This window comes from Stutzerimonas chloritidismutans AW-1 (assembly GCF_000495915.1).
Taxonomy (GTDB): domain Bacteria; phylum Pseudomonadota; class Gammaproteobacteria; order Pseudomonadales; family Pseudomonadaceae; genus Stutzerimonas; species Stutzerimonas chloritidismutans.
In genome coordinates, this window is sequence record NZ_AOFQ01000029.1 from 26,423 (window position 1) to 45,308 (window position 18,886).

At 64.4% G+C, this 18,886-nt stretch carries 22 protein-coding genes and 2 pseudogenes; 13 read left to right on the forward strand and 11 right to left on the reverse strand.

Going from position 1 to position 18,886, the window contains the following annotated elements:
• Positions 1 to 1,026, reverse strand: a complete 1,026-nt coding sequence (locus F753_RS34480) for a CNNM domain-containing protein (RefSeq protein ID WP_023445057.1) — start codon at positions 1,024 to 1,026, stop codon at positions 1 to 3.
• A 275-nt stretch (positions 1,027 to 1,301) separates the two neighbouring features.
• Here F753_RS34480 and F753_RS34485 point away from each other — a divergent pair, with 275 nt between their 5' ends.
• Positions 1,302 to 1,760, forward strand: coding sequence for a hypothetical protein (locus F753_RS34485; RefSeq protein ID WP_023445058.1), 459 nt, complete (start codon positions 1,302 to 1,304; stop codon positions 1,758 to 1,760).
• Between the two features lie 39 nt (positions 1,761 to 1,799).
• Here F753_RS34485 and F753_RS34490 read toward each other — a convergent pair whose 3' ends face one another.
• A complete protein-coding gene (locus F753_RS34490) occupies positions 1,800 to 2,258 on the reverse strand; it encodes a carboxymuconolactone decarboxylase family protein (protein ID WP_015275696.1) in 459 nt (152 codons plus the stop codon).
• A 94-nt stretch (positions 2,259 to 2,352) separates the two neighbouring features.
• On the opposite strand from F753_RS34490, the gene F753_RS34495 reads away from it, so the two are divergent.
• Positions 2,353 to 3,150, forward strand: a complete 798-nt coding sequence (locus F753_RS34495) for a helix-turn-helix transcriptional regulator (RefSeq protein WP_023445059.1) — start codon at positions 2,353 to 2,355, stop codon at positions 3,148 to 3,150.
• 93 nt (positions 3,151 to 3,243) lie between these two features.
• On the opposite strand, the gene F753_RS34500 is transcribed toward F753_RS34495, so the two are convergent.
• Both F753_RS34500 and F753_RS34505 read right to left on the reverse strand, forming a co-directional pair.
• Positions 3,244 to 3,549, reverse strand: a complete 306-nt coding sequence (locus F753_RS34500) for an ArsR/SmtB family transcription factor (RefSeq protein ID WP_014819114.1) — start codon at positions 3,547 to 3,549, stop codon at positions 3,244 to 3,246.
• Positions 3,550 to 3,637: 88 nt separating this feature from the next.
• Positions 3,638 to 4,762: an alkene reductase gene (locus F753_RS34505; protein ID WP_031297571.1), complete on the reverse strand. Its 1,125-nt coding sequence runs from the start codon at positions 4,760 to 4,762 to the stop codon at positions 3,638 to 3,640.
• A gap of 354 nt (positions 4,763 to 5,116) precedes the next feature.
• On the opposite strand from F753_RS34505, the gene F753_RS0124850 reads away from it, so the two are divergent.
• The 3 genes from F753_RS0124850 to F753_RS34515 all read left to right on the forward strand — a co-directional run bounded on the left by F753_RS0124850 (position 5,117) and on the right by F753_RS34515 (position 7,807).
• Positions 5,117 to 5,446, forward strand: a complete 330-nt coding sequence (locus F753_RS0124850) for a glutathione S-transferase C-terminal domain-containing protein (RefSeq protein ID WP_023445062.1) — start codon at positions 5,117 to 5,119, stop codon at positions 5,444 to 5,446.
• Positions 5,447 to 5,543: 97 nt separating this feature from the next.
• Entirely contained in the window at positions 5,544 to 6,533 is a 990-nt protein-coding gene (locus F753_RS34510) for a GlxA family transcriptional regulator (protein WP_023445063.1), read from the forward strand.
• A 92-nt stretch (positions 6,534 to 6,625) separates the two neighbouring features.
• A complete protein-coding gene (locus tag F753_RS34515) occupies positions 6,626 to 7,807 on the forward strand; it encodes an MFS transporter (protein WP_023445064.1) in 1,182 nt (393 codons plus the stop codon).
• Between the two features lie 34 nt (positions 7,808 to 7,841).
• On the opposite strand, the gene F753_RS34520 is transcribed toward F753_RS34515, so the two are convergent.
• The 4 genes from F753_RS34520 to rutR form a co-directional block, all read right to left on the reverse strand.
• Positions 7,842 to 8,291 (reverse strand): GIY-YIG nuclease family protein, encoded by a 450-nt coding sequence (locus F753_RS34520; protein ID WP_023445065.1) that lies wholly within the window; start codon positions 8,289 to 8,291, stop codon positions 7,842 to 7,844.
• Positions 8,292 to 8,306: 15 nt separating this feature from the next.
• Positions 8,307 to 8,681: a VOC family protein gene (locus tag F753_RS34525; RefSeq protein ID WP_023445066.1), complete on the reverse strand. Its 375-nt coding sequence runs from the start codon at positions 8,679 to 8,681 to the stop codon at positions 8,307 to 8,309.
• A gap of 195 nt (positions 8,682 to 8,876) precedes the next feature.
• Positions 8,877 to 9,341, reverse strand: coding sequence for a hypothetical protein (locus F753_RS34530; protein WP_156924035.1), 465 nt, complete (start codon positions 9,339 to 9,341; stop codon positions 8,877 to 8,879).
• Between the two features lie 2 nt (positions 9,342 to 9,343).
• Positions 9,344 to 10,054: an HTH-type transcriptional regulator RutR gene (gene rutR, locus F753_RS34535; protein WP_031297577.1), complete on the reverse strand. Its 711-nt coding sequence runs from the start codon at positions 10,052 to 10,054 to the stop codon at positions 9,344 to 9,346.
• A 282-nt stretch (positions 10,055 to 10,336) separates the two neighbouring features.
• Between rutR and rutA the strand changes: the two genes are divergently transcribed.
• The 6 genes and pseudogenes from rutA to F753_RS49715 form a co-directional block, all read left to right on the forward strand.
• Complete coding sequence (rutA, locus tag F753_RS34540) at positions 10,337 to 11,419, forward strand: pyrimidine utilization protein A (RefSeq protein WP_023445069.1); 1,083 nt, start codon at positions 10,337 to 10,339, stop codon at positions 11,417 to 11,419.
• On the forward strand, positions 11,419 to 12,165 hold the full coding sequence (gene rutB, locus F753_RS34545; protein WP_023445070.1) for a pyrimidine utilization protein B: 747 nt from the start codon (positions 11,419 to 11,421) through the stop codon (positions 12,163 to 12,165). Before rutA ends, rutB begins: the two co-directional genes overlap by 1 nt.
• A gap of 79 nt (positions 12,166 to 12,244) precedes the next feature.
• Entirely contained in the window at positions 12,245 to 12,631 is a 387-nt protein-coding gene (gene rutC, locus F753_RS34550; RefSeq protein WP_023445071.1) for a pyrimidine utilization protein C, read from the forward strand.
• Positions 12,632 to 12,695: 64 nt separating this feature from the next.
• Positions 12,696 to 13,493 carry a pyrimidine utilization protein D gene (rutD, locus tag F753_RS34555; protein ID WP_023445072.1) on the forward strand — a complete coding sequence of 266 codons (798 nt, stop codon included), beginning with the start codon at positions 12,696 to 12,698 and terminating at the stop codon, positions 13,491 to 13,493.
• A 10-nt stretch (positions 13,494 to 13,503) separates the two neighbouring features.
• On the forward strand, positions 13,504 to 14,094 hold the full coding sequence (locus tag F753_RS34560; protein ID WP_023445073.1) for a malonic semialdehyde reductase: 591 nt from the start codon (positions 13,504 to 13,506) through the stop codon (positions 14,092 to 14,094).
• A gap of 13 nt (positions 14,095 to 14,107) precedes the next feature.
• Positions 14,108 to 14,218 (forward strand): annotated as a pseudogene (locus tag F753_RS49715) (FMN reductase); the annotation flags it as partial.
• Here F753_RS49715 and F753_RS49075 read toward each other — a convergent pair.
• Positions 14,204 to 14,827, reverse strand: a pseudogene (locus tag F753_RS49075) (NAD(P)H-dependent flavin oxidoreductase); the annotation flags it as partial. The pseudogenes F753_RS49715 and F753_RS49075 sit on opposite strands and share 15 nt — an antisense overlap.
• Positions 14,828 to 14,962: 135 nt before the next feature.
• Here F753_RS49075 and F753_RS0124855 point away from each other — a divergent pair.
• Positions 14,963 to 15,802: a 23S rRNA (adenine(2030)-N(6))-methyltransferase RlmJ gene (locus F753_RS0124855; RefSeq protein ID WP_023445209.1), complete on the forward strand. Its 840-nt coding sequence runs from the start codon at positions 14,963 to 14,965 to the stop codon at positions 15,800 to 15,802.
• Between the two features lie 137 nt (positions 15,803 to 15,939).
• On the opposite strand, the gene F753_RS34565 is transcribed toward F753_RS0124855, so the two are convergent.
• Together F753_RS34565 and F753_RS34570 are read right to left on the reverse strand one after the other, a co-directional pair.
• Complete coding sequence (locus tag F753_RS34565; RefSeq protein ID WP_023445075.1) at positions 15,940 to 16,914, reverse strand: serine/threonine protein kinase; 975 nt, start codon at positions 16,912 to 16,914, stop codon at positions 15,940 to 15,942.
• Between the two features lie 71 nt (positions 16,915 to 16,985).
• Complete coding sequence (locus tag F753_RS34570; protein WP_023445076.1) at positions 16,986 to 17,690, reverse strand: ComFC family protein; 705 nt, start codon at positions 17,688 to 17,690, stop codon at positions 16,986 to 16,988.
• 93 nt (positions 17,691 to 17,783) lie between these two features.
• Here F753_RS34570 and bioB point away from each other — a divergent pair, with 93 nt between their 5' ends.
• Positions 17,784 to 18,842, forward strand: a complete 1,059-nt coding sequence (gene bioB / locus F753_RS34575; protein ID WP_023445077.1) for a biotin synthase BioB — start codon at positions 17,784 to 17,786, stop codon at positions 18,840 to 18,842.
• The last annotated feature ends 44 nt before the right edge of the window (positions 18,843 to 18,886 follow it).

The window sequence follows — 18,886 nt, forward strand, 5'->3', positions numbered from 1 at the left end:
TCAGCTGTCGCGGGCGCGCTTGATGCGGTGATCCCAGCGGCGCTTGGCGAAGCGGCGCATGTTCGGGATGTCGTCCGTTTCGTCCATGATCGGCTGGCCGATGATGGTTTCCATGATGTCTTCCAGCGTCACCAGGCCGCGCCAGCTGCCGAACTCGTCGTAGACCAGGCACATGTGCTGGCGCTCGTGCAGCAGCTGAGTCATCAGGTTCTCGACGCTGGTCATTTCCGGCGCGACTTTCATCGGCTTCATGATCGTCGAGACCGGCGCCTCGTCATCGGTCGCTGACAGGGCGTCATAGCGGAACACCACACCCAGCGGGCTCTCGTCATCGCCAATCACCGGGTAGCGCGAGAACTGGCTGTCGGCAACCTGCTCCTTGAATGCGCCAATGCTGGTCTCCGGCGACGTGTAGTCGCACACCGTACGCGGTGTCATGACGTCACGGACCTTGATCTCGTGCAGGTCGAGGATGTTCCTGATGACACGCTGCTCGTCCTCGTCGAGGCTCTTGTTCTCGCGACCAAGCACCGTCAACGCCTTGATCTCCTGGCGGATGTCGTGCTCCGGCTCCTTGCCACCGACCAGCCGCATGATCATGTCGGACAGGTAGATGAAGGGCTTCAGAATCCAGATCATGCCGTTCAGCAGAGGCGGCAGGTACGGCGCCAACGTGCGCCAGTAACGGGCACCGATGGTCTTGGGCAGGATTTCCGAAAGCACCAGGATCAGTACCGTCATCACCGCCGAGGCGATACCGACATAGCCGTTGCCAAATACCACGGTGACCTGCGCACCGACACCGGTCGCGCCAACGGTGTGGGCGACGGTATTCAAGGTCAGGATGGCCGCGAGTGGCTGGTCGACCTTGTCTTTCAGTTCCTTGAGGCGCTCGTACAGCTTCGGACGGGTCGTCTTCTGGTGCGCGATAAAGCTCGGTGTCAGCGAGAGCAGTGCGGCTTCGAGGATCGAACAGATGAATGAAACGAGGATGGATAAGACAGCGAACGCTATCAGGAGGGTCATGTAAGGGAGATTTCATTGCCAATGGCAGGCCAATTTACAGCAAAGCCGCCGAGCGTTAGCCGGATGCCGCGATGGGCTTGCAACATTTCATTTCCCCGTATGAACGAACGCGCTGGACACACTGATTTCGACAGCAGCCGACAATGGAGTTCATCCCCTCGATCGGCGCCCTTTTCCGGCAACTCGCACGCTTGTTTCCCGACGCGCTCCTCGGCTAGGGTGCGGTCCTCGACGAAACGGCCCTTCAGGAGCATTGCAGATTGATCAGAACAGGGATGTTGGCGCTGGGTTTGCTGATGGCGCTCACGGCACAGGCGGCCGAACAGCGGGTCTATCTGGTCGCCACGGTACAGCTGGACGGCACCAGCCTGGCGCAGAGCGCGTTTCTACATGAAGCGGATATCACCGAACTGGAGGGGTGCCGCGAAGCGGTGCGCGAGGGCCAGCGCGCCCGTGACTGGCAGAAATACCATCACATCTTCCGGAACGATCTTTTCAAGGGCTTCGCCGGCCACATGCACTATCGCTGCGCCTTCAGCGATCTGCAGTTCAGCAGCTGGCACGATGGCCCGCGCTACAACCAGCCCTACCTGATCGCTGTCGACGAGAACGCGATGCTCAGCGTGGAGCGGACGCCAAGCCAGGCCCAATGCATGAGCCGCCTGCGCGCGCTGCCGGCTGCCCGGCAGGCGCAGAGCTTCTGCGCCATGGGCAACCAGCAGATCAAGCCCTGACCGCCCGACCTTCCGGCCGAGTGGCGGCAGGCATCCGCCCTATCCCGGCTGGTAGCTGCCCGGCACCGGCGCGAAGGACACGCCAAAGCGGTTCCAGGCGTTGATGGTGGCGATGGCCAGGGTCAGGTTGGCGAGCTGGGCTTCGGAAAAATACTCACGCACCTCCTCGAACAGCTGTTGCGAAACGCCTTGCGGCAACAGGGTGTTGGCCTCGGCCCAGGCCAGCGCGGCGCGTTCGCGGTCGGTAAAGAACGGGGTTTCGCGCCAGGCGCTCAGGGCATAGATGCGCTGCTCGGTTTCGCCGAGGGCGCGGGCGTCCTTGGTGTGCATGTCAAGGCAGTAGGCGCACCCGTTGATCTGCGAGACGCGGATCTTGACCAGCTCCATCAGCGGTTTGTCGACGCCGTCCTCGCGGCGACTCTGCCGCGCCAGGTAGGTTTCCAGCCCGATCATGGCGGTCATCACATCGGGGGCGGCGGCCTGGTAGTTCATGCGCATGGTGGTCACTCCTCGGTTTGAATGTGCAGCCAAGGCTACGCAGCCGCCGAGCTGAGCTATTGTAGATTTTCGACATCTTTGAACGCCGCCTTCCATGTCCGCCCTGCACGAACGACTGCCACACATCAGTGGCTTCCTGACTCGCCCGCCTGCGCCAGCACTGGCTGCCTACGTGCAGCGTTTCTGGTGGCTGGAGGGTGACGCCGCCACGGTGTACGACGAGCAGATGCTGCATCCGGACGGCGCCTGTGGGGTCATCTTCAATTTCGCCGACCCGCTGGCCTTCGATGGTCATCTGCACAAGCCGCGTGCATTGATCGCCGGGCCGCAGCTTGCCAGTTCGCGATTGCAACTGGCTGGGCAGGTGAGGCTGATGGGCGTGCGCTTTCGCCCTGGGATGGGCGCGGCGTTCTTTGTCATCAGCCTGGATGAGCTGGCGGGCTTTCATAGCTCCGACTGGCAGCGACTGGGGTTTGCCGGGATGGTCGACCAACTGGCCGAGCTGAGCCGCGAGGCGCAGCAACTGCTGGTAGAGCAGGAATTGATCAGACGTCTGCAGGCGACTCAGGAGCGACGCTCCCCAGTGCAACAGCTACTGTCGGAGATCACCGCGACCGAGGGCCGTGCACGCCTGGCCGACCTCCTCCAGTCCGTACCGCTCGGCCAGCGCCAGCTGGAGCGCCTGTTCCGCCATCATGTAGGAATGACACCCAAGCAGTTCAGCCGCATCCAGCGCGTGGCGCTGGTGCGCAACCAGCTGCGCGCCGGCCAGCCGTTACTGGACACCGCCCTGGCCTGCGGATACAGCGATCAGGCGCACTTCATTCATGACTTCAAGACGGTGGTCGGCATGACGCCGGGTCGATATCGGGCGAGCAAGGTCAGTCGATAACTGCGCCCCATTGCGGGCGACCCGTCACGTCCGGCGGAAAAAACGATCGACTCACATGCTGCTGACGCCAGCGACACGCAGTTCACAGCCAGCTCAGATGGCTTTGCTGAGCGCCTCGAGCAGCTGAGCGATCTTCTCTTCGTTTCGCTTGTAGTAGGTCCAGGGACCGATACGCTGCGACGTCACCAACTGCGCGCGCTGGAGCGCCGCCAGGTAATTCGAAACGGTGGACTGCGACAACCCCACACGCTCCTGGATGATGCTGACGCAGACACCCAGCTGTTCGGGATCGGCTTCCTGCTCGGGGAAGTTGGTCTTCGGGTCCTTCAGCAGGGTAAGAATGGCCAGGCGTGTGGGGTTATCCAGGGCCTTCAGCGCTTCACTGATGTCTATGCTCATATCCGCGGCAGGTAATGGGTTTTCGCGATCTTACGATACTTTGTCGGTGCTGGCTGCGTGCACGCCACGGCCGTGCACGCACGCCGACTCAGTGCGCGTACACCGGGTAGTCGATGTAACCCTTTTCGGTGCCGCCGTACATGCTGCTGGCATCCAGCGGGTTCATAGGCCAGCCACGGGCAATGCGCGCCGGCAGGTCCGGGTTGGCAATGAACGGACGGCCGAAGGCGATCAGGTCCGCCCAACCGGCTTCGATCGCCGCGGTGGCGCGCTCCGGGGTGTACTTGCCTGCGTAGATGATCGCGCCGTTGAACGCCGCACGAACCGCCTCTCTGAAACTGCCGGGCAGTTCGGGCGCGGTGTCCCAATCGGCCTCGGCCAGTGATACGTACGCGACGCCGATGGTTTGCAGAATCTTCACCGCTTCGATGTAGGTCTCATGCGGGTCTTGCTCCACCAGGCCAAGGTAGACGCGCTCCTCATCCGTACTGGCGAACAGCGGCGCAAAACGAACCCCCACGCGCTCGGCACCGATGGCGTCGGCTATCGCCTGGACCGCTTCGTGCAGAAAACGCAGTCGGTTCTGCAGCGAACCGCCGTATTCGTCAGTCCTGCGATTGGTGTGGGCGGAAATGAACTGGTTGACCAGGTAGCCGTTGGCGCAGTGAATCTCGACGCCATCGAAGCCTGCTTCAATCGCGTTGCGTGCGGCCTCGGCATAGAGCTGTACCAGCTCTTTGACTTCGGCATTGGACAGCGCCCGCGGCATCGAGGGCTCGACCAGCGCGCCCTCGCCCGGTCCCGTTTCGATAAAGACTTTGACGTTGGTCGCCGCAATGGCGGACGGCGCAACAGGTTGCGCACCGCCGGGTTGCAGCGAGGTGTGCGAGACACGGCCGACATGCCAGAGCTGGGCGAAAATCACGCCGCCCTCGTCATGCACCGCCTGGGTAACGGCCTTCCAGCCTTCGACCTGCTCAGGGCTGTGGATCCCGGGCGTCCAGGCATATCCCTGGCCTCGCGGCTCGATCTGAATGCCTTCCGTCACCATGAACCCTGCACTGGCACGTTGCTGGTAGTAGGTCGCCATTACGGCGTTTGGAATATTGCCCGGTTGCGAGCTGCGCGAGCGTGTCAGCGGTGGCAGCACGATGCGGTTACGTAGCGTGAAGGAGCCAAGGGAGCCGGGAGTAAAAAGTGCTTTATGATTCATAACGTAAGATTTAGATATCGTGAATTCTAGATATTAAATGATGGAGGCTGCCTCACCGAATGTGAGTACGGCCCCGTGAGGGCTGTGCAGTCCGGTACTACCGTCACTGCCGAGCGGATGATCCTCGACCTCATATCGATAAATGTCAATATCCAGATGCGCGTATGCCTGGACATAGCTGTCTGAAACCTTTTCTGGGGGAGCAGGCGCTCGGTGGCGGCGGCTTATCTGGACGGTAACGGTTACAGCGGCCGGAAGCGCGCTATCCCCGTGTTCGAACGTGGCAAACACTCACTGCTAGAGAAGCATCTGGCGTGTCGCGTAGATCCACTAGACGTCATTGGCACTCAGCGAGTGCTGCTGCGCAAGCAGGCCATGACAGTCCGACCGGCAGGCGGCAAGAATCTCTTCGGACAGATCGGGTTCTTCCACAGCGCGAGCCAATACCAAACCGCCAATGAGCGCAACGGCCATTTGCACACGCAACTGGGCGAGCAGTTCTTCTTTTGCACAGAGCACTGGAGCATCGCAGACGCATTGCTGACACCCATGCTCGACTATCTGATGCTCATCACCGAACCAGCGGGCTTACTCAGCCAATGGCCGCGGCTGCGTGACTATCTGGAGCGGATGCGAACACGACCGTCTGGTTGCGCTGTTCTGCAAAGCACTCCGGCTCGCTAAATCAGGAAATGCAAATGGCAAGATCCGTGGGAACCTTGTCATTGCGACAGCGGCGCCTCGGCAGCAGACTGCAGGCATCCACCCTGAGAGCTGCACCATGGACGCCACCCGCACCGTCGCCTGCCTGATCTACCCGGATGTGATGAGCCTCGATGTCACCGGCCCGATGCAGGTGTTCGCCTCGGCCAATGTCGAGCGGCAGCGTCAGGGCCTGCCGAGACATTACGAGCTGATGCTGCTCGCTGCCAGCGTCGGCCCGGTCGCCACCTCGGCGGGGCTGAAGCTGGTGGCGGATGCGAGCTGGGCCGTGTGCGATCCGGCCACGCTGGATACCTTGCTGGTTCCGGGCGGTGTCGGCGTGGATGCGCAGAAGCACGACCAACCGCTGCTCGACTGGCTGCGGGCCGCCGAACCCAGGGTGCGGCGCCTGGGCTCGGTCTGTTCCGGCGCGCTGATCCTGGCCGAGGCCGGGCTGTTCGATGGACGCAAGGCGACCACGCACTGGGCGGACCTCGCTGCGCTGGGCACGTACCCGACCATCGAGGTGCAGGGTGACCGGTTGCACACCTATGACCCGACCGATCCGCAGGCGGCGCATCTGTTCAGCTCGGCGGGCGTCACGGCGGGCATCGACCTGGCGCTGGCGTTGGTCGAGGCCGATCTCGGCCGCGCGTTGGCGCTTTCGGTTGCGCAGCGGCTGGTGATGTTTCTGCGCCGGCCGGGTGGGCAGACCCAGTTCAGCCCGATGCTGGCGGCGCCGAGTGGCGGCGTGGCGCGTCTTGCCGCGCTGCTGGAATGGATTCCCGGGCACCTGGGCGACGACCTGTCCATCGAGGCGCTGGCCGCCCAGGCGCATATGACGCCGCGCACCCTGTGCCGTCTGTTCAGCCAGGAAACCGGCATGGGGCCGGGCCAGTACATCGAACGGGTGCGCCTGGAAGCCGCGCGCAATCTGCTGCTCGACGCCCAGGCCTCGATCGCGACGGTGGCGCGGCTGACCGGCTTCGGCCATCCGGAGAACCTCAGGCGCAGCTTCCAGAAACACCTGTCGATCAGCCCGCGGGACTTCTATCAGCGCTTCGGCTGACGCTTCGTCCGAACCTCACTCACCGTTCACAGCTTGCCCGGCTTATCGCCAGGCAGCGCTGTGCCCGCTCATCACCCTCAAGGGGCCTCGCCATGCACCTATTGTTCAGCAACCCTCAGGTCCTGCGCCTGTTCATCGCCCAGGCGCTGTTCTGGTCCTGCTCGATGACCGGGATCATCTTCACCTCCATCGTCGGGCTGCGCCTGGCGCCGGCGGCCGGTCTCGCCACCCTACCGCTGGCCCTGCTGATGCTCGGCGGCCTGCTCGCCTTGCAACCACTGGCGGGGCTGATGCAGCGCCGCGGCCGTCGCGCCGGCTTTCTCATCGGTGCGTTGGCCGGCGTGTTGGGCGGACTGATCAGCGCGCTGTCGCTCTGGCTCGACAGCTTCACCCTGCTCTGTCTCGGCGCTCTGCCCATCGGCGCCTACCAGGCCTCGGCGATGTACTACCGCTTCGCCGCGCTGGAAGCGGTGAGCGAAGCCTTCAAGGGGCGCGCCACGGCATGCGTGATCGGCGGTGGCGTGCTGGCGGCGCTGATCGCGCCCACGCTCGGTCACATGGCGCGTGATCTCGCCAGCGTTCCATTCGCCGGCACCTATCTGTTGATCGCCATTCTGGCGGCACTGGGGTTCATGATCTTGGCCGGGCTGCCGGCGACCTCGGGAATGCCGGCGACCCGGGCCGATGCGGCCACTGTCGGCTGGCAGGCGCTGCTTGCACGGCCGACCATTCGCGCCGCGGTGCTGACCACCGCCGCCGGCCACGGCCTGATGATTCTGGTGATGAACGCCACGCCCCTGGCGATGCATGGCGAAGGTCTGGATCTGCAGGCCAGCGGTCAGGTCATCCAGTGGCACATGCTCGGCATGTTCCTCCCGGCATTCGTCGCCGGGCCGCTGGTGGACCGCTTCGGCTGCCGGCTGGTCGCCTGTGTGGGTGGAGGATTGCTGATTGCCAGCGCGGTGGTCGCGCTGCTCGGCGTCAGCCACTGGCATTTCCTGCTCAGCAGCTGCCTACTAGGCATCGGCTGGAACCTGATGCTGGTCGCCGGCACCACCCAGCTGGGCCAGGGCCATGCCGCAAGCGAGAGCGCCCGGGCACAGGGCCTGATGGAGCTGAGCAACGGCAGCGTCGCCGCGGTGATGTCCTTCGCCTCTGGCGCGTTGATCGCTCAGGCTGGCTGGGCGGCGGTGAACATCGGGCTGCTGCCCATCGTGACGCTGGTGGTGCTGGCGCAGGTTGCGCAGGGCTACCGGCAAAGGCAGGCGGTTTGAAGGCGCGGCGACTGCTGGCACCACCCGGCGGAGCTCAACGCTCAGAATTAACCCGTCCCTGAAAAGGAAAGGCTCCGCCGGCCTCCAGCACACGTTCCAGCGAACGCGCCTCCTCACGGCTCGAAGTAATCCGGACGCGGATGTAGCAACGCTCTTCGAGAAACGCCTGCCGACCCGCTTCCGCTCGGAGGTCGTATCCGTCGATGCTGCCGGCAAAGTACAGATGTTTAGCCAGTATCGACTGGGCGCTCCTGACATCGGCAGGGTTGTTCCAGTAACCGCCAGCCCTGAGGATCAGTCTGCTCTGGCGAGACTTCCGGTGCTGAATCAGCCGCTTGCGCAGGTTGACGCCGATTCCAACCTTCAACGCCGCGCCGTCGTCCTTGTATATCTCATAGAGTCCCGGCAGAGCAGGCACGTACCGTTCGATTTCCGAAAAGCGGATGCACGTCATAGTCCCGGAATCACAGGCAGCGTTCGTCATCATGCCGCCTGTATGTCAGGACGCAGTGCCTTCGGAAACCAGATGGATGATATTGGCCGGGCTCGATATCCAGAACGCCCTGAAGCCTTCCGGCAGCGGTTCGATTTCGTCCCGGCGGGTGCAGGCGTGGTCCTCAAAGTGGGCGGCAGCACCTTTCAGGTCATCCGTGACGACCTCCAGCCATATCTCCGCCTGGCTGATGCCCGGCACGCAGTCCAGCCAGAGCACCTTGCCGCCGAAATCGAAGCGCGGCGTGTGCTCACCTTCAGCGCCCGCCGGGGTGAGTTCTTCCAGTGCGAGCGTCTCGCGGTAGAACGCGAGCGTCCGCTGGTATTCGTGGGCAGGCACCTTCATCGCGATATTTCGGCCAGGCTGGAATGTCGGTTTCATCGTTTCACTCCATGAGGGCGCTGATACCGGAGGTGCCCAAGGCGCTCCGGCCCGCGCACGGTTAGACCAGCCAGTACAGACAGCAGCGGCTATTCGTGCAAGGTGATTGCAGCGGGTGAGCCGGTGAACGCAGCGTACGGCAGCCGCTAGGCAGCGGTTCTTCGCCGCTAGAACGTTAGCGTTGACCGGGGCAAGTCAGGGACGCCCCCATTCGATCTCGCGAATCTTTGCGGCGCCGTTCTCCTCGGCTACGACTACCGTCACGGCCTCGATGAAGCCTGCACCGGTAATCGAAACGTAGGCCCAACCGATGTCCTGCGACTGCCGGGCGGGCCAGTCGTCCATGAATTCGACGTGGCCATCCACTGCGCCCGGACCATCGCCGTAGGAGGTCATGTCGGCATAAGCCTGCTGCAGTTCCGCTGCGGAATATCGCTGGTGCGCCTGCGTTGAGAGAAGAGTATGAGCCTCGGTGAAGTCGCTGGAAACGAGCGCGCGGGCGAAGTTGGTGGCGGTCGACACGGTGACGTCCTTAGCCCGCGGGTTTGCTTGCGGCGCCTCCTCGAAGCAGGCGGAAAGGCTCAGCGCGATCAGAGTAATCGACAGCAGTTTCAGGCCGAGCCAGCTCAGCGTGGAGCGTGGCGGCTTGATGGAAAGCATGCTCATCGCGGCCTCACCCCATCGAGGATCAGCGACTGCAGGCTCTTGAGCGTTTCCTCGAAGAACGCCGGATCATCCAGCGTCTTGCCGGCCACGGCCTCGACCTGCACGCGGAAGTCGGCGTAGTGCTGGGTGGTCGCCCAGAGCGAGAAGATCAGGTGATGCGGCGCGATGGGCGCGAGCTTGCCGGCGTCGATCCAGGCCTGGATCACCGCGACCTTGTTCTCGACCAGATCGTGCAGCGGCTGCTGCAGCTCGCCCAGCAGCAGCGGCGCGCCCTGCATGATCTCCATGCAGAACAGCCGCGATTCGGCGGGATGGTCGCGGGAGAGTTCGAGCTTGACCCGCAGGTAATCGCGGATCGCCTCGATCGGGTCCTGCTCGACGGAGAACGCCTGCAGCGGCTGCAACCAGACCTCCAGCAGCTGGCGCAGGACGTTGGTGTACAGCTCTTCCTTGCTGCCGAAGTAGTACAGCAGGTTGGTCTTGGAAACGTCGGCCTGAGTCGCCACCTGATCGAGGCTGGTGCCGTGGAGGCCGAAACGGGAGAACAGCTCCAGCGCGGCCTGGAGGATGCTGGCGCGTTTGCTTTCGATCATGCGCAGGCGCCGGTCCTGCGCGCTGGCACTCGGTACGCGGGTCGCGCCCTTGAGCCGAGGGGTCTTGCTGGCAGTGAGGCGCTTGCGGGGCGGAACGGGAGGCTGATCTGTCACGGGATTACCGGCTGGGTTCGAACGAGTCGCTACTGTAGCGCGGTGAGCGTGTGGCGCACGAGCGACGAAGGCGGCTGCGACTGCTGCACGATCTTCGTGCGCCGCGCACAAACCAGGTGCTCCGATTCAGACCAAATGGTCCACATCGCACCACACAAGCAACTTATATCGTTGATAAGAAAGGCAATTCGCTTTCTGGCCTGCATCCTGCTAACGCACCTTCGACCCTGCCCGTCACGTTCGGGCAGCGCTTTCTAGCCATTGCGTACAGAGGTGCTACCCATGGATGTTGGTGTTTTCATTCCGATCGGCAACAACGGCTGGCTCATCTCCGAGAATGCGCCGCAGTACATGCCGAGCTTCGAGCTGAACAAGGCCATCGTGCAGAAGGCCGAGGGCTACGGTTTCGACTTCGCCCTATCGATGATCAAGCTGCGCGGCTTCGGCGGCAAAACCGAATTCTGGGAGCACAACCTGGAATCCTTCACGCTGATGGCGGGCCTGGCCGCGGTCACCAGCAAGATCCAGCTGTTCGCCACCGCCGCCACCCTGACCCTGCCGCCGGCCATCGTCGCGCGCATGGCCTCGACCATCGATTCGATCTCCGGCGGCCGCTTCGGCGTGAATCTCGTCACCGGCTGGCAGAAACCGGAATACACGCAGATGGGCATGTGGCCGGGCGATGAGTTCTTCGGCACCCGTTATCAGTATCTCGGCGAGTACGCCCAGGTGCTGCGCGACCTCTGGGCCACCGGCCGCAGCGACTTCAAGGGCGAGCACTTCCAGATGGAAGACTGCCGCGTCAGCCCGACACCGCAGGCGGACATGAAGATCATCTGCGCCGGCTCATCCGATGCCGGCATGGCGTTCTCGGCGCAGTACGCCGACTACAACTTCTGCTTCGGCAAGGGCGTGAACACTCCCACCGCCTTCGCCCCGGCCGCCGAACGGCTGCAGACGGCCTGCGCCAAGACCGGCCGACATGTCACCTCCTGTGTGCTGTTCATGGTGATCGCCGACGAAACCGACGAAGCCGCTCGGGCCAAGTGGGAGCACTACAAGGCCGGCGCCGACGAGGAAGCCATCGCCTGGCTCGGCGAGCAGGGCGCAGCCGACAAGGGCGCGGACAGCAACATCCGGCAGATGGCCGATCCGACCTCGGCGGTGAACATCAACATGGGCACGCTGGTGGGCTCCTACGCCAACGTAGCGCGGATGCTCGACGAGATCGCCACGGTGCCGGGCATGCAGGGCGTGATGCTGACCTTCGACGACTTTCTCGAGGGCGTCGAAGCCTTTGGCCAGAAGATCCAGCCGCTGATGCAGAGCCGCCGGCACATCAACGCGCTGAAGGAGTCGGCCTGATGAGCGCCGTCGAACAGATCTCGGGCTACGGCCTGAGCGCGCCCGACGAACCCGTGCGGCTGCCGGCGCGGCCCGAGCCGCTGGCAATGAAGCCCAGCGAAACCGCGCTGATCGTGGTGGACATGCAGAACGCCTACGCCAGCCGCGGCGGCTACCTGGATCTGGCCGGCTTCGACGTGTCGGCGACCCAGCCGGTGATCGCGAAAATCCGCCAGGCACTATGCGCGGCTCGCGCCGCCGGCATACAGGTGATCTTTCTGCAGAACGGCTGGGACGCAGGCTATGTCGAGGCGGGCGGGCCGGGTTCGCCGAACTGGCACAAGTCCAACGCGCTGAAGACCATGCGCAAGCGCCCGGAACTGGCCGGCACGCTGCTGGCCAAGGGCGGTTGGGATTACGCGCTGGTGGATGAACTGGCGCCGCAGCCCGGCGACATCCTGGTGCCCAAGCCGCGCTACAGCGGTTTCTTCAATTCGCAGCTGGACAGCACCCTGCGTGCCCGTGGCATCCGCAACCTGGTGTTCACCGGCATCGCCACCAATGTGTGCGTGGAGTCGACCCTGCGCGACGGGTTCCACCTGGAGTACTTCGGTGTGGTGCTGGCCGATGCCACGCACCAGGCCGGGCCGGAGTTCGCCCAGCAGGCGGCGCTGTACAACATCGAGACGTTCTTCGGCTGGGTCTCCAGCGTCGACGCCTTCTGCCGGAGCTTCGCGACCGCGCCAGAGGTGGCGGTCGCCAGCTGATTACACCCGAGTGCCCGACCGCGGCGCCCGCAGAGGCGTCCGCCGGGTTCGCCTGAATGCCTTGCAAGGAATCAACGACATGCCCAAGCAATCCATCATCCCCGCCGGCTCCGGCAAACCGCTCGCCCCGTACGTGCCCGGCTCCATGGCCGATGGCGTGGTCTACGTTTCCGGCACCCTGCCGTTCGATAAGGACAACAACGTGGTCCACGTCGGCGACGCCGCCGCGCAGACCCGCCATGTGCTGGAAACCATCAAGGGCGTGGTCGAAGCCGCTGGCGGCAGCATGCACGACGTCACCTTCAACATGATCATGCTCACCGACTGGGCCAACTACGCCAAGGTCAACGAGGTGTACGCCGAGTACTTCCCCGGCGAGAAGCCCGCGCGCTACTGCATCCAGTGCGGGCTGGTGAAGCCCGATGCCCTGATCGAGATCGCCAGCATCGCCCACGTCGGCCAATAGCGCCTGCCAGAGCGGGCCAGCCGGCACGCCGGCGGCCCGCTGATCGACCTCGCGGAGGTATGACATGCACTACGAACTTCATGGCCGCATGAAGCCGGATGCGCCGACCCTGGTGCTCAGCTCCGGCCTCGGCGGCGCCGCCGCCTTCTGGACACCGCAGCTGCCGGCGCTGACCCAGGACTACCGGGTGCTGGTCTACGACCAGTTGGGGACCAACAGGAGCCCGGCGAACCTGCCGGCGGGCTATTCCATCGAGTCCATGGCAGTGGAATTACTGGAGCTGCTGGACGCCCTGGGCATCCGCCGCTGCCATTTCATCGGCCATGCACTCGGCGGGCTGGTCGGCTTGCAGATCGCCCTGCTGCGGCCGCAGTTGCTGCAGAGCCTGGTGCCGATCAATGCCTGGAGCAGCCCCAACCCGCACAGCGCCCGCTGTTTCGCAGTACGCCTGAAGCTGTTGCACGACAGCGGCCCGGCGGCCTATGTGCAGGCGCAGTCGCTGTTCCTCTACCCGGCCGACTGGATCGCAGCCAACAGCGAGCGACTGGCACGCGACGATGCCCATGCACTGGCGCATTTCCCAGCGACGATGAATCTGGTGCGGCGTATCGAGGCACTGCTGGCCTTCGATATCGAGGCCGAGCTGCCGCGCATCACCACCCCGACCCTGCTGATCGCCAACCGCGACGACATGCTGGTGCCGTGGCAGCGTTCGCAGCACCTGGCCGACGTCATGCCCAACGCACAGCTGGCACTGCTGAACTACGGTGGCCACGCGTCCAGCGTCAGCGACAGCGAACCCTTCAACCAGATCCTGCTGGACCATCTTGCCGAGCAATGCGGCCAGGTCGCAGCAGCCTGAGGACCCGAACATGCACGCCCCCATCGACTCGAATGCCCTCGCCACGCTGTTCAGCGAGGCCCGCACCCACAGCGCCTGGCTCGACAAAGCAGTGCCGGATGCCCTGCTCGAACAACTCTACGAGCACGTCCGCCTCGGCCCCACCGCCGTCAACAGCTGCCCCGGCCGCTTTGTCTTCGTACGCACGCCGGAGGGAAAGGCAAAGCTCGCGCCCTGCCTGTCCAAGGGCAATCTCGAAAAGACCATGGCCGCGCCGGTCACGGTGATCGTCGCCTATGACGAGGACTTTCCGGAAACCCTGGCAGAGCTGTTCCCCTTTGCCGACGCCCGCAGCTGGTACGCCGGGCAACCGGCACTGATCACCGAGAACGCGCTGCGCAACAGCTCGCTGCAGGCCGGCTACCTGATCCTCGCCGCCCGCGCTTTGGGGCTCGATTGCGGACCGATGTCCGGCTTCGACGGCAAGGCACTGGACGAGGCCTTCTTCGCCGGTACGAGCTGGAAATCCAATCTGCTGATCAACCTCGGCTACGGCGACGCCAGCAAGCTGCGCGACCGCCTGCCACGCCTGCCCTTCGACCGCGCCTGCGTCCTCGCCTGATGGAGAACCGATCATGCAACTGGCTCAATGCGAAACCACCAGTCAATTCAGCGCTCCAGTGATTCGTGAAGATTATCGTGATGCCATGGCGCGGCTGGGCGCGGCGGGCAACATCATCACCACCCACCAGTTGCGGCAGCAGGGCAAAGGTGCCGAGCTGGGTGGTCAGGTCCTCGCTAAGGAAGATGCCACGGTGGCCGCCGGCTTCCAGGCCCTGGGCAATCACCAGGTCGACACCGTGCTGCTGCAGCCAGAGGCCTTCGGCGGCCGTAGTCGCGGTGGAGGCGATCTTCGCCCCGGTGGCGCGGGCGCGTTGCAGCAGATCGGGCGCCGGCAGGCCGAAGTGGAAGCTGACCAGCGCCGGCTTGTGCCGCTCCAGCACCGCGGCCATTGCCGCATCGAACGGCTGGCGGGTGGCGCCGGTGGGAATGCCTGCCGGGTCGATGGCGAACTCGGTGAACATGGGTGCGAGCATCCGGTGCCAGGCGTCGAAGGCCGTCGGGTCGGCGGCTGGCGTCTGGTGGCAGAAGAAGTTGACGTTGTAGGGTCGGTCGGTCAGCGCCTCGATGGCGGTCAGCTCGGCGTCCAGCGCCTCGGCATTGAGCATGCCGGCCGGGATCGAGCCCAGCCCGCCGGCCTCGCAGACCGCCGCGGCCAGCAGGTGATTCTGCGCGCCGGCCATGGGCGCCTGGATGATCGGGTGCTCGATGCCGAAAAGATCGCGCAGGTCCATGAGGTCAGCTCCGTTCAGTCGTCGTGGGTGGGCACTGTAGCCCTAGTCGGTGGCCGGGGAAAACGACGCCGGTCATGCCGGACCTGCGCGGCGCAAGGCGGACGGGTAAACTGCGCGGCTCTCGAGGAGGATCAGATGAACTACCGCCACGCCTTCCATGCCGGCAACCACGCCGATGTGCTCAAACACCTGGTGTTGAGCCGGATCTTCGCCCTGCTGTCGCGCAAGGAGGCGCCCTTCGCCTACCTCGACAGCCATGCCGGCGTCGGCCTCTACGACCTGGCCGGCGACCAGGCCAGCCGCACCGGCGAGTGGCTGCAGGGCATCGCCCGCATCTGGCAGGCCGAGGCGCACCCGGCGCTGCTCGATGACTACCTCGGCGTGATCCGCCAGCTCAACCCGGGCGGGGCGCTGCGCTATTACCCCGGCTCGCCGGAGCTGGCGCGACAACTGACCCGCGAGCAGGATCGTCTGCAGCTCAACGAAAAGCATCCCGAGGACGGCGCGCTGCTCAAGGACAACATGGCCGGCGACCGCCGCGTGGCCGTGCACCGCGGCGAGGGCTGGCATGTGCCGCGGGCCCTGATGCCGACGCAGGAAAAGCGCGTGGTGTTGTTGATCGATCCACCGTTCGAACAGGCCGACGAACTGAGCCGCTGTGTGACGGCGCTGAAGGAAGCGCTCGGCCGTATGCGCCAGACCATCGGCGTGATCTGGTATCCGATCAAGGACGAGCGCCAGCTCAAGCGCTTCTATCAGGACCTGGCGCGCAGCGGGGCGCCCAAGTTGCTGCGTGCCGAACTGTTCGTCCACCCCGCCGACGACGCCAGCCGCCTGAGCGGTTCGGGTCTGGCTATCGTCAACCCGCCGTGGGGGGTGGAGGAAGAGCTGCGTGAGCTGTTGCCGTGGCTGGTCGAGCAGCTGGCGCAGAGCCAGGGCAGCTGGCGGCTGGACTGGCTGATCGAGGAGGCCTGAGTCGCGGAGACCGCCACCGTGTGGACGTCCACACGGTGGATCGATAAAGCGCGATCCACCCTACGCAGACGCCGGGATTCGTAGGGTGGATGTCGCTTTTCACATCCACAGTCACGGGTCCGCAGCCACACCATGCCTCAGAACAACCTGAGCGGCTCTTCCTGCAGCGCCGATATCTGTTCGCGCAGGATCAGCACCTGGTCGCCCCAGTAACGCTCGCTGCCGAACCAGGGAAAGCTCATCGGAAAGGCCGGATCGTCCCAGCGGCGGGCGAGCCAGGCGCTGTAGTGCATCAGCCGCAGCGCGCGCAACGCCTCGATCAGCGGCAGCTCGCGCGGGGCGAAATCATGAAATTCGTTGTAGCCGTCGACCAGTTCGGCCAGCTGACCAAGACGTTCATGGCGCTCGCCGGCGAGCATCATCCACAGGTCCTGCACCGATGGGCCCATGCGGCAATCATCGAGATCGACCAGATGAAAGGCATCGTCGCGGGCGAGGATGTTGCCCGGGTGGCAATCGCCATGCAGGCGGATCGGGGTGAAGTCTGTGTTGGCGAAGACGTCTTCGACCCGCTTGAGCAGATCGCGTGCCACCGACTCGTAGGCCGGCAGCAGGCTTTTGGGCACGAAGCCGCCTTCCAGCAAGCTATTCAGCGAATCGTGGCCGAAATTCTGTACGTCCAGGGTTTCGCGATGCTCGAACGGCCGGTTTGCACCTATCGCATGCATCCGCCCCAGCAGCTGGCCGAGACGATAGAGCTGGTCGAGATTGCCCGGCTCCGGCGCGCGACCACCGCGGCGTGGAAAGAGCGCGAAGCGGAAGCCCGCGTGCTCGAATAGCGTCGTGCCGTTGCGTTCCAGCGGCGCCACCACCGGCACCTCGTGCTCGACCAGTTCCAGGCTGAACTGGTGCTCCTCGAGAATCGCCTCGTTGCTCCAGCGACCGGGCCGGTAGAACTTGGCGATCAGTGGTGTCTCGTCTTCGATGCCCACCTGATAGACGCGGTTCTCGTAGCTGTTGAGCGCCAGCACGCGGGCATCGCTGAGATAACCGATGCTTTCCACAGCGTCGAGGACCAGGTCCGGCGTGAGTGTATCGAAGGGATGAGACATGACCGGCTCCGCAGAATAGACCGATCAGTGTATTGCACCGGGGCTTTTAAACAACCGCGCGTCCGCCGCTATCAGTCGCCTGGCTTGGGCGTGCGTGCCAGGCAGTAGACGTCCACTCGCACCGCACCCGCACGCTTGAGCAGTCGCGCCAGCGCCTCGGCGGTCGCACCGGTGGTCAGCACGTCGTCGATCAGCGCCAGATGGCGGCCCTTGATGTCGTTGCCCGGCGCCAGGCAAAACGCCTGGCGCAGATTTCGCCGTCGCGTGGCGGCGTCCAGTTGCTGCTGCGGGGGCGTATCGACGACGCGTTCCAGCAGATGCTCGTCGACCGGCAGTTTCAGCGCGCCGCCCAGCCACTGGGCCAGCATCTGCGCCTGATTGAAGCCGCGTTGGCGCAGGCGTCGGCGTGCCAGCGGCACGGGTACAAGAAGGTCCGGCTGCGGCAGCCCGTCGGTGAATGCATGTTGCAGATGCAGCGCCAGGCGCTCGCCAAGCAGGCGGCCGAATGGCCAGCGCGCCTGGTGCTTGAAGCGGGTGATCAGCGCATCCACGGGAAAGGCGAAGCGCCAGGGCACCTCGACGTGGTCATAGCTTGGCGGCCTTTTCTGGCATTCGCCGCAGACCAGCCCGCGTGTCGGCAGTGGCACGGCACAGGTTGCACACCGGCCATCGAGCCAGGGCAGTTCGGCTTCGCAAGGGCCGCACAGTGGGTGACCGTCGCAAGGTTCATCGCACAGCAGGCAGTGCTGTATATTAATTGACCAGTTGTAAACCATGATTCCTTTCCTGGTTGACAGCGTATCGAGCTTGGCTAAACATTCCGCATCCGTGCCAGGCCGCCGAGCCGCTATTAATTACAAGGAATGCCCATGAGCGCCACCTCCGCCTCTATTATTACGCGTCACGATTGGACCCTCGCCGAGGTCAAGGCGCTCTTCGAGCAACCCTTCAACGATCTGCTGTTCCAGGCGCAGACCGTGCACCGCCAGCACTTCGATGCCAACCGCGTGCAGGTTTCCACGCTGCTCTCGATCAAGACCGGCGCCTGCCCGGAAGACTGCAAGTACTGCCCGCAATCCGGCCACTACAACACCGGCCTGGACAAGGAAAAGCTGATGGAGGTGCAGAAGGTGCTGGAGGCGGCGGCCGAAGCCAAGGCCATCGGCTCGACGCGCTTCTGCATGGGTGCCGCCTGGAAGCACCCGTCGGCCAAGGACATGCCCTACGTGCTGAAGATGGTCGAAGGGGTCAAGGCGATGGGCCTGGAAACCTGCATGACCCTCGGCAAGCTCGATCAGGAGCAGACCAAGGCGCTGGCGGCGGCGGGGCTGGACTACTACAACCACAACCTCGACACCTCGCCGGAGTACTACGGCAACATCATCACCACCCGCACCTACGGTGAGCGTCTGGAGACGCTGAGCTACGTGCGCGAGGCGGGGATGAAGATCTGCTCCGGCGGCATTCTCGGCATGGGCGAGTCGCTGGACGATCGCGCCGGCCTGCTGATCCAGCTGGCCAACCTCCCGGAGCACCCGGAATCTGTGCCGATCAACATGCTGGTCAAGGTCAAGGGCACGCCGCTGGCCGAAGAGCAGGACGTCGATCCGTTCGACTTCATCCGCATGCTAGCCGTGGCGCGGATCATGATGCCGAAATCCCATGTGCGGCTGTCCGCCGGTCGTGAGGCGATGAACGAGCAGATGCAGGCCCTGGCCTTCTTCGCTGGTGCCAACTCGATCTTCTACGGCGAGAAGCTGCTGACCACCGCCAATCCGCAGGCGGACAAGGACATGCAGCTGTTCGCGCGTCTGGGCATCAAGCCGGAAGAGCGCCACGAGCATGCCGACGAAGTACACCAGGCGGCCATCGAGCAGGCGCTGATCGAGCAGCGCGACAGCAAGCTGTTCTACAACGCCGCGGTCTGATGATCGGGTCCGGTGGATGAGTGCGGCATCGGTTGCACGCATCC